We start from the raw sequence: 9,487 nt of genomic DNA, 5'->3' as shown, positions 1-9,487 counted from the left end.
AAACGCTCGGCTGGGAAACCCCAGCCGAGCGCCTCGCTAAGCTGCTCGCGGCTTGATCAACTCACCACGTGTTGCAACGACCCCTGGAATTCGCCAATACTGAGGGGCTTCTGTGCTGTCAGTGAGCTTTGTTGTAGGCCTCGCGGATTTCCGCCGCTACACGGCCGCGGTCGTTGATGTCGTAGCCCTTCTCCTTCGCCCAGGCCCTGATGGCTGCCGTATCGTTGCTGCCGTCGGCCATCCGGGCAGGAGCTGCCTTTGCGCGGCTTCCGCGGACTCGTCGGCCTGCCTTGAGGAAGGGGCCTACGGCTTCCATGAGCTTGTCGTAGCTGTCGGGGCCGAGGTCGATCTCGCAGGCCACGCCGTCAATGACGATCTGGTGCGTGGCTGCCTCTGCGGACTCCTCGCCCGTGAGGTCATCCGTGTAGATGGTGACGATCTTCTGTGCCATGCGGCGAGTCTATGGGTATCGACGGCCTCTCTTGTCCCGAGTTGTTGGCTTGCCCAGAAGTGCGTGCCTTGCCCGGTATCCGCCCCTCCCCACCGCGCGACAGCGGGGAGGGCTGGGCGGTTGCGGAGAGGGCCCCAGATGGGATGGCAGGCGTAATCACGAAGGTCATGGGCGGCGACATCTCCAACGACACATCTCACCTCAGGGCATCCCTCCAACCGGCGCCTCAGCCTTGGGAGATCACTTGCGGGACAAGCCTTGACTTCCGCCGGTCACGCTCCAGCCAGGACTCGAACCCGATCAAGTTCGCCGCGGCGACCGCGTACCTGCCGACAGGCCGCCTACCGAGTGCCGACAAGTGTCCCCAGCAGCGCGGTCCGCTTGGTCTCCAGGTCGGCTCGGCGGTACTGCAGTTCAACCTGGATAAGTGGGGGCTCAGTCGGTTAATCCCGGCGGTCAGGAACGCAGCCCGGCCAGGGACCGTCTTGGACTGCGGCGAAGCCCTCCCCGAACCATGAAGGAACCACCAAGTGGCTCACTCCTCCCGCATCCGTCGCCGGTCGAGCGCGTATGCGCTCGTCGCCACTGCGATCATGCTTGGCCTCGCGAGCTGGTACGTATTCTCGGGCCGAGGCACAGGGCTGCTGCCACAGAGCAGTTGGGGGCCGTGGCGGGAGAAGCCACAGGTGAACCAGTGGGGAGTCCAGGTACGGGTCAACGCGTGGAGCAACGCCGCCGAGGCACACGTATACATGGGCAAAGCGGAGGACTTCACCATGAAGGCGTACGGCACGCGGGCCAGTGCCACGACGGTGATGGACGGAACCCGGTTCACCCTGACATCCGACGGCAAGATCACCGGCCAGTGGCCACAGGGGCACGATACGAGGTGACGCACGCCGTCCCCACGCTCGTAGCGAAGCAACCCAGGCGTCACTCGTATGGCGCGCTCGCGGCGGGGCGCCGCGGCCGGGGCCGTCCGGCAGGCACCGCGCGAGTCTGACTGTCGTCTTGGGCGGCCAATAGGAGGATGAAGCGCACGTAGTCACCGATGTCGGTACCTGGGGGTGCTGGTTCACGAAGGTGTGCAAGCGCGCTGTCAGGGCGGGCAGAGTGCGGTCCGTGGGGAAGACGACGGCGAGGCCGACGAGGGCGAGCCGTACTGCGGGGCATTCGGCGGTCCAGCGGGCCAGCAGATCAGGGGTGTGCCACTGGACTACACCGGCACGACTACGGACGGGGTGGCTCCCGGATCTATTACGGCGCTCCAGCTCGGGCCGGCATCCGCGGTCGCCGGATGCAACAGTGCGGGCCCCGCCGACTGCCTGATTCGGCGTCAGCGGGGCCCCTGGCGTGACGAGTGTCAGACGGCGGGCAGCGGGTCGGCGGTGCCCGGGTACGGCCCGTACGACTCGTCGGTCGAGCTCTGGTTGGCGCACATGATCATTACCGCGATCGATCCGATGGGGATGATGCCCCACAGGACATTCCAGCCGGACCGGCCGGTGTCGTGGAGTCGGCGGACGGTCACGGCCAGGTTCGGCAGGGCCGTCGCGACCGTGTAGACGATCAGGGGCACCGCACCCAGGCCCAGGGCCGGTCCGCCAAAGTAGAGGGCCACCGTGATGATGGTGTCGATCAGCGCGAACATCCAGAACTCGGCCCGGGTCGCCCGGCCCTTGAAAACGGCGTACTTCTGCAGAACGTCAGTGTAGTAGTGCATGGTTGATCCCCCCACGGGACAGATGGTGTGCACTTGTCCCGAGCGGAGCAAGGCAAGAAAGGGGAACATAAACTACAGATAAAGGCCGAGTCAAACGAAATTGACACGGCCCGTAGCGCGGACGCGTAGCTTGACGTCCACGCGGACGCGTATCTCAAGGAGGAGCAGTGGGCTCATCTTCACGAGGCAACCGCTGGCCCGTGGGGCCGGGAGCGCCGGGCCAAGGCTGACGCACCTGATCCTCGGCCCGCCCACAGCCGCCTTCGACCCTAAAGAGCTCTACCTGGCGACGGCCGCCGAGCTGAGCCGACGATTCACGCGGATCTACACCACCCTCGGAACCCAGGACCCTCATGCAGCCAGTTCCGGCAGTAGAGGTCATTGATGTACTCATAGATGTCGTCGCTGTAGCCGCGCTCAACGAGCCGCACCAGGGTGGCCCACGAGTCCACCCTTTCAGCGACGGTGAAGGCCGTTCGCCAGCCACTCTGGTGCAACAGCTCTCCCGCCTCGGGTTCAGTAGCCACGGACGGGAGGATCCCACCCAGATCCGGTCCGAGCGAGCGAAATATGACCGCCAGAGGCTGCGGCCCGGAGGATGATCAAGGTGAGAGGCAACCACCGCCCGCGTGCCTTCGCGGCCCGAGCAAGTCCAAAATGCCGCCATGACCGACAACGACATCAAGCCCGCCGCCCGCTCTTTCCTGTCATGTGCCACCGAGGTGGCTCGGCTGATGGACCTCGAAGATGCGGCCGACGTGCCGGAAGCCCGCCGCGCACGGCACCTGGCCCATGCGGTGCGCAAGCCGCTGCTCGAACGCGCCCCCCTGCCCGAGGAGTTCTTCGCCCCGCTGCTGGCGGCAGCCGTCTACGACCCGGACCCCAGCTTCTGTCGCTGGTTCCTCGAACCCGCGGTCTACGCCTTCGGCCGCCGCCGGGTCATGACCGCACTGGTCGACTATCTGCGGGTCGGCACGGACGCGGAGCAAGCAGGCGCCAAGCGGGCCTGGTACTGCGCCCACGTGCCGCTCCGCGCCGACCGGTCCCCTGCCTACGCACCCAGCGGAAGCCGCGATCCCGCCATGGACAAGTCCCGCGATGTGATGGACGAGTGGCAAGAAGCCCTTCAGGGATCAGCCATGTGAGACGGTGCCGTTGCCCTGGGGTTGTACCTCACCCTGCCCACGTACAGGACAGCGCGCAAGCTGGCCGTTAGGGCCTGTCCGGGCGACCATGAGCGGAGCCGGATGACCAGGCTGCGACAGTGACGGTGCCGAGGAAGACATAGCCGCGTTTGTCGAAACGCGTCGCGACGGCCCGGTGGGCCTTGAGGATATTGATGGCGTGTTCGACCCTCTTGCCCTTTTTGTACCGCTCCTTATCGAAACGGGCGGCCTGCCGCCGTACGAACCCCGGCGCAGGCGGGCGGCCTTGCAGTTCGTTCTGCTCCGAGATGACGTGGCGTATGCCTCGTCGCAGATAGGCGCGGATCGTGCGGTTGCTGTACGCCTTGTCCGCGCTGAGGCTGTCCGGGTGTCGGCGCGGCCGAGCCCGACCCGGGACACGCGGATCTTGTCCATGGCTGCCTCGAACTCGATGCAGTCAGCCTGCTGTCCGGGGGTGACGGTGAGGGACAGCGGGCGGCAGCGGCCATCCGCGCTCAGGTGGACCTTGGTGGTGGACCCGCCGCGGGAGCGGCCCAGGCCCTCGCCCACCGCATCGCCGCCATCCGGCGGCCAAGCAGCCTCAACCCGGGACTCTCGCCCCGGGATTCTGCCGCGAAGGCCCCCTTTTTGAACCGTGCGGGGCCGGCGGCGGGGTCCTGCGGGCGCCGACGGCGTGCTGGTGAGCCCGCATCACTGTGGAGTCCACCGAAATGTCCCAGTCGATCCCACCGTCCGCATCGGCGGTGGCCTGCACCTGCTGGAACAGCTGCTCCCAGGGGCCGCATCGTTCCGGCAGATCCCGCCACGGCGCCCCGGTCCGCACCCGAAGCAGTATCCCGTTGATCACCTGCCGGTGGCCGGTCCCGCCACCGCCCGCACCGGCTGTTGCCCACCGGCAGCAACGGCTCCAGTAGCTCCCACCAATGACCATCCGAAAGGTCCCCCCGCCCCGTCATTCCACGGTCAACGCCCCCAGCCAGCAGCCAGTCACGGCCCTACAGTGAGGACATGCCAGACGAACAGCACCACGTGGACATGGAGTCCGACGTCGAGATCCCGGTCCCCGCCGACGGCGAGACCTGGGCAGTCGGCGCGGTCATCCTCAACCGGCATGGCAAAGCCTTCGCGCAGAAACGCGGCCCCCACCGGCGGCTGTTCCCCGACTGCTGGGACATCGTCGGCGGCCACGTCGAGCCCGGCGAATCACTCCTGGGCACCCTCGCCCGCGAGATCGAAGAGGAGACCGGCTGGCGCCTGCGCCGCGTCCGGCGCCTGCTCGGGCTCACCGCTTGGACCGGCGACGACGGGGCCGGAACGCGGCACGAGGCCGACTACCTCGTCGAGGTCGACGGCGACCTGGACCACCCCGCCCTGGAATGGTCCAAGCACACCGCCTACGACTGGTTCGGCCCCGACGACCTGCACCGCCTCAAAGAGAACCGAGCCCCCGGCGAATACCTCATCCACAACCTCATCGCGAAAGCCCTACAAGACCGCCCGGACGAGCTCTAGGGCGAAGGCGCCAGCCCGGAACCGTGCACCTGCAACCGGCACGAAATTCACCATGCCCGCACGGTAGCCGGGCCGCCTGACAGCCTCCTGGAAAATAGAGCGCAGGCCAACCGAGACCCTCGGTGTCCCCGGGCACGTGGGGAGCAAGAGCGCCACTGCTCGTAACGCGGGCCACCACCGCAGCGGCGGGGAAAGTGGAGGTTCGAGATGAACTCCAGTCCCGACTCGCGGAACACCCCCGCAGCGGCAGCGAGAGTGCCGGACCAATTCGCTGTCCAACCTCACCGAGGGTCGCCGTGCCGCTGATGGGCATCACGGCGGCCCTCCTGCCGCCGTGGGTCTGGCGCCCGCCGCACAGTGCGGTTCATGCTGGGCAGATCCGCACGACAGACCGTCCGCTGTCAGGAGGACGCGATGACGACACCACTCACGCCCAACGGGGACGGGCCGGACGGTGGGACCGGTGACCCGACGCCGCCGTCTCCCAACGGTGATCCCGGAGGTAGTGAGGACGACACCGCACCGAACTCTGTGGCCCCGGCGCGACGGGCATGGGTTCTACCCGGTGATCGACCGGCGCATCGACCCGGACCGCTGGCTGCGCACCCACTACACGGCGAGCGAGGCCCTGATCAAGCAGATCACTGACGGTCGTGTCCTGATCGAGGACGGTCCCAGCGAGTCGTCCGATTTCACGTCGTCGCTGTCGTACCCGGCCGTCGTCGTCGACATGCTCCACTGGTTCAACCCGGATCCGTCAGGGACCGTGCGGGAGGTCGGCACTGGCAGCGGATACAACACGGCACTCCTAGCGCATCGGGTCGGTGCGGACAGGGTCGTCAGCGTCGAGAACCAGCCCCGCCTCGCCACCCAGGCCGTGGCCAACTTGCGCGCCTGGAGCGGCGAGCAGCCCTTGGTCGTCACCACCGACGGAGAACACGGCCACCCCCGCGCGCCCCGTATGACGGAGTCCTGTTCACCGCCAGCGTCCGCCGGATCCCGCACGCATGGCTGGACCAGACGGTGCCGGGCGGTGTGATCGTCACCCCCATGGAAAACCCCTGGAGATCGGACTCTTTGGTGCGGCTGGTCCGCGACAACCAAGGCGGAGCCAGTGGCTCCCTCGTCAGGCCGGTGTACTTCATGAAGGTCAGCGGGCAGCGCGAACGACGCGAGTCATGGCGTGATTTGGGCTGGCCCCTGTGGTCCGAGTATCAGGTCACCGTGTGCCCCGACGGGACCCAGGCCATCGGCACCGCCCCTGAGGTGTGACTGCTGCCGCGCTGTGGGATCTCAAGTCCGGCAGCACGATCTCACGGCCCGCTTCATATCAACTGCACCTGTGAAACGGCGGTGAGACACCGCAGGTCAGGGCAACACAGACACGGACACCTCGACGCCGCGTGGCAGCAAGGGCACGCTGGAGCGCTAACAGCTCGCTCTGGGGGTACCGATGGAATGGGTCTCACTGGCAAGCACGATCGCCGGCGGAGCAATTGCGACAGCATCGGCCGGGCTCCTCGATCATCGCCGGTGGAGACGTGAACGAGGCGACCAGCACACCGATGGCCGACGTTCTCTCTACGTCTCATACCTCTCCGCTCTCGCATCGGCTCGTCACGCTTGCCGTGTGACCGTTCGTGAGCCAGTGCCTGACCCTGAGCAGCGCAGATGTGCAGTGTGGGAACCCTTCGAAGCCTGCACAAGCCTGCACAAGCCTGCGATACGAGCTGTCGATCTGCGCGCCGCGTTACGTGGTCGAAAGGTCTGATGACTCGTTTCGGCGGCTACGTGACCTGCGCGACGTGGTTGCTGACGGATTCAGCCGGGACAGCGACGAGTACGCTACCGGGCGGCTTCACTACGACCGGGCATACCAGAGCCTTCGGGATGCCATGCGTAAAGATCTGGGCGCCGACTCCTAACTGCACGGCAGGGCGAACCGCCGAGCCACTGAAAGTGCCGTGTGCAGAGCCGCGGCAGCTCCCGTCAGCCAGGGCCTGCCGCGGGGCTTCCGCCCTGCTCACGGCTTGCGGGGGTTGACCGCCAGTTCCGCGAGCGTCAGTTCTGGCCCGTCGAGGAGCTCCTTGGCCCGGGCGGCGACGATGTCCTCGGCCAGGACGTAGACGCCTTGGGACGGGAGCCCTTGATGGGCGGGCCGGGATGACGGCGTCTGCGCCAACGGGACGAAGTGTTGGTGTTTCGCTATGCGCCGGAGGACAGTCGGCTTGCGGCCTGGTCCCATGCCTGTGGTTCGACCACGTCGTCCCTGTCGAAGGCGTCCTCCTCGAACCAGCCCGTCCCCGCGAGCCATGTCTCCAGCCACGCTGCGAGGCTGGCGGAGTCGAGGAACCAACACTGATCCCACGATCCGCCGCTATACGGGTTCGGCTCGAAGAGCAGGACCTGAGCGTCCTCACTGAGACAATCAACGCCCGCGTACATGGCACAGCCCCAGGTCAGGATCGGTACGATGCCTTCGGGCCACTCCGGGTGCTCCACGCCAACGGACGCCTCACGTCGCGTCAGGTATTCGCCAGCGACGCTGGAGCCCGGACCAAGCAGCGGCAGCAGTCGGTGGTCAGGGCCGAAGCCGCCGTCAGCAACCTCGCGATACAGGCGCGCAAGTAGGGGGTGCAGCGCGAAGCCCAGTTGCCCCTCAGCCTCCGCAATCTGGGCATCGCCGACAGGTGCGGGAAGGTCCTCGTTGTCCGATGCGGCCCGGCTGGCGACGCGTTGCACGAGGTCATCAATGTCGGTCATGACCGTGATGCTGTCAGAGCCCGCCGACATGTCGACAACCAGGGCAACCAGGGCGGCCGGGCGGACTGGTGGGTGACAGGAAGTTCAGAGAAGCCTGCCTGCGGTGCTCGATGCACTGGCCCGACCCAGCCCAACGGGACCGGATCGTCGACATCCGCGACAACCTGACTGCCCGGATCGACGAGGCCGAGCGCGAGGGCTGGCCCGGGGAGGTCGAAGGACTTCAGGTCAGCCTGGCCGGCGCTGAAGAGAAACTCGCCCAGCTCGACCGACTCCCCACAAGCCGCAGAGTCGTCGATCTCGGCCTCCCCACCATCACCGACATCGGCTCCACCACCCGGCAGTCCCCTCCAACCGCCGCCGAATGACGCCACCCTGCCGTACGGACAGCATGGCGGCCAGTGAACCGCCCCGAGTTTGATGGAGATCATCAAGACCCGGAAGGATGCCAATCATGGCTGCTCCCCGTAAATACCCCGACGAGCTGCGTGAACGCGCGACGCGTCTGGCGGTCGAGGCCCGTAAGGACCCGGCTGGCCGTGCTGGTGCGATCAAACGGATCGCCGACCAGCTGGGCGTGCATCCCGAGGCTCTGCGCGGGTGGGTGAAACGGGCCGAGATCGACGAGGGCGCCGTTGCCGGGACGACCACTACGGAGGCAGCCCGGATCGCGGAGCTGGAGCGAGAGGTGAAGGAACTGCGGCGGGCGAACGCGATATTGAAGTCTGCCTCGGCTCTCTCCGCCGCGGAGCTGGACCGTCCACTGCGGTGAAGGTCGCCTACATCGACCAGTACAAGCACCTGTTCGGCGTCCAGCCGATCTGCGGCGTCCACGCCGAAACGGACGCGCCGATCGCGCCGAGCACCTACTACGCCGCCCACTCCCGTCCGCGGTCGGCCCGCCGCCTGCGCGATGAGCAACTCACCGAACAGATACGTCAGATCCACGGCGACAACTACGGTGTCTACGGTGCCTGCAGGGTCCACGCCGCCTTGGTCCGCGAAGGACTCGAAGTGGCTCGCTGCACGGTCGAACGCCTCATGCACCAGGGGGACTTCGCGGGGTGATTCGGGCCAAGGGCCCGCGCACTACCCGGCCGGCCCCGGAGACGGACCGTCCGGCCGACCTGGTCGAGCGGCAGTTCAGCACAACTGCCCCCAACCGGCTGCGGGTTGCCGACATCACCAACATCAGAACGTTCTCCGGCTGGGGCTACGCGGCCTTCGTCATCGACGTCTTCTCCCGCGTGGTCGCGGGTTGGCAGGCCGCCACCAGCCTCTACACCGACCTCGCGCTCGACGCGCTGGAGATGGCGATCTGGCGCCGTCGGCACACCGGCTCCGACCTCGCCGGCCTCACACACCACTCGGACCGCGAAGTTCAATATCGTGCCATGCGCTACACCGAACGCCTCGCCGACGAGGCGGATGGCCTCCGTCGGCTCCAAGGGCGACTCGTATGACAACGCCCTCGCCGAGGCGTTCAACAGCCTCTTCAAGGCCGAGTTGATCCGCAACAAGAGGCCGTGGACGTCCATCAAGGACGTAGAGATCACGGCCGCCGAGTACGCGACTGGTTCAACCAGCGACGTCTGCACGGCGAGCTCGGAGATGTCACCCCCGCCGAGCGCGAGGCCGCCCATTACGCGGCCGAACTCCCTGCGTCACTCCAGAAAGCCAGCTAACTCACTCTCCACGAAACCCGGTGCTCGACTGTGCGTCGCTGCTGATACTCATGGCCAAGTCCCGGCACAAGAGCCGGAGAACGTCCGCCGCTGCTGATTAGCCGTTCCGGAGGCGATCGCCGAGCTCTCCAGCCTGCCGGCAGGAAGGCAGCGCAGAACCGCGCCTGCGCTCCGCGCCTGTGTCACC

8 protein-coding genes and 3 pseudogenes are annotated in these 9,487 nt (G+C 67.1%); 6 read left to right on the top strand and 5 right to left on the bottom strand.

The annotated features are described in order from the left end of the window. Window positions 1-118 precede the first annotated feature (118 nt). Window positions 119-451 (bottom strand): histone-like nucleoid-structuring protein Lsr2, encoded by a 333-nt coding sequence (locus AC07F3_RS17445; protein WP_479114925.1) that lies wholly within the window; start codon window positions 449-451, stop codon window positions 119-121. Window positions 452-1,137: 686 nt separating this feature from the next. On the opposite strand from AC07F3_RS17445, the gene AC07F3_RS17440 reads away from it, so the two are divergent. Then, window positions 1,138-1,344 (top strand): hypothetical protein, encoded by a 207-nt coding sequence (locus AC07F3_RS17440; RefSeq protein WP_479114923.1) that lies wholly within the window; start codon window positions 1,138-1,140, stop codon window positions 1,342-1,344. A gap of 470 nt (window positions 1,345-1,814) precedes the next feature. Here the strand turns inward: AC07F3_RS17440 and AC07F3_RS17435 are convergent, their stop codons facing one another. Beyond that, complete coding sequence (locus AC07F3_RS17435) at window positions 1,815-2,174, bottom strand: DUF805 domain-containing protein (protein ID WP_479114921.1); 360 nt, start codon at window positions 2,172-2,174, stop codon at window positions 1,815-1,817. Window positions 2,175-2,839: 665 nt separating this feature from the next. On the opposite strand from AC07F3_RS17435, the gene AC07F3_RS17430 reads away from it, so the two are divergent. Continuing rightward, on the top strand, window positions 2,840-3,319 hold the full coding sequence (locus AC07F3_RS17430; RefSeq protein WP_479114919.1) for a hypothetical protein: 480 nt from the start codon (window positions 2,840-2,842) through the stop codon (window positions 3,317-3,319). Window positions 3,320-3,386: 67 nt separating this feature from the next. On the opposite strand, the pseudogene AC07F3_RS17425 reads toward AC07F3_RS17430, so the two are convergent. Continuing rightward, window positions 3,387-4,296, bottom strand: a pseudogene (locus tag AC07F3_RS17425) (IS5 family transposase). A 52-nt stretch (window positions 4,297-4,348) separates the two neighbouring features. Here AC07F3_RS17425 and AC07F3_RS17420 point away from each other — a divergent pair. Together AC07F3_RS17420 and AC07F3_RS17415 are read left to right on the top strand one after the other, a co-directional pair. Further along, window positions 4,349-4,852, top strand: a complete 504-nt coding sequence (locus tag AC07F3_RS17420) for an NUDIX hydrolase (protein WP_479114917.1) — start codon at window positions 4,349-4,351, stop codon at window positions 4,850-4,852. A 730-nt stretch (window positions 4,853-5,582) separates the two neighbouring features. Continuing rightward, a pseudogene (locus tag AC07F3_RS17415) lies at window positions 5,583-6,124 on the top strand (protein-L-isoaspartate O-methyltransferase family protein). Between the two features lie 751 nt (window positions 6,125-6,875). On the opposite strand, the gene AC07F3_RS17410 reads toward AC07F3_RS17415, so the two are convergent. Both AC07F3_RS17410 and AC07F3_RS17405 read right to left on the bottom strand, forming a co-directional pair. Next, window positions 6,876-7,034, bottom strand: coding sequence for a hypothetical protein (locus AC07F3_RS17410; protein WP_479114915.1), 159 nt, complete (start codon window positions 7,032-7,034; stop codon window positions 6,876-6,878). A gap of 23 nt (window positions 7,035-7,057) precedes the next feature. Beyond that, the gene (locus tag AC07F3_RS17405; protein WP_479114913.1) at window positions 7,058-7,615 is read right to left on the bottom strand and encodes an SMI1/KNR4 family protein; all 558 of its coding nucleotides are present in this window, start codon (window positions 7,613-7,615) and stop codon (window positions 7,058-7,060) included. Between the two features lie 110 nt (window positions 7,616-7,725). Between AC07F3_RS17405 and AC07F3_RS17400 the strand changes: the two genes are divergently transcribed. Together AC07F3_RS17400 and AC07F3_RS17395 are read left to right on the top strand one after the other, a co-directional pair. Further along, window positions 7,726-7,983 carry a hypothetical protein gene (locus AC07F3_RS17400; protein ID WP_479114912.1) on the top strand — a complete coding sequence of 86 codons (258 nt, stop codon included), beginning with the start codon at window positions 7,726-7,728 and terminating at the stop codon, window positions 7,981-7,983. A gap of 86 nt (window positions 7,984-8,069) precedes the next feature. Continuing rightward, window positions 8,070-9,300, top strand: a pseudogene (locus AC07F3_RS17395) (IS3 family transposase). Window positions 9,301-9,487 lie beyond the last annotated feature (187 nt).

The organism is Streptomyces sp. NPDC045846 (genome assembly GCF_056431605.1).
The sequence above is the reverse complement of the archived record's forward strand: the minus strand, read 5'-3'. Positions and strand labels throughout refer to the sequence as shown.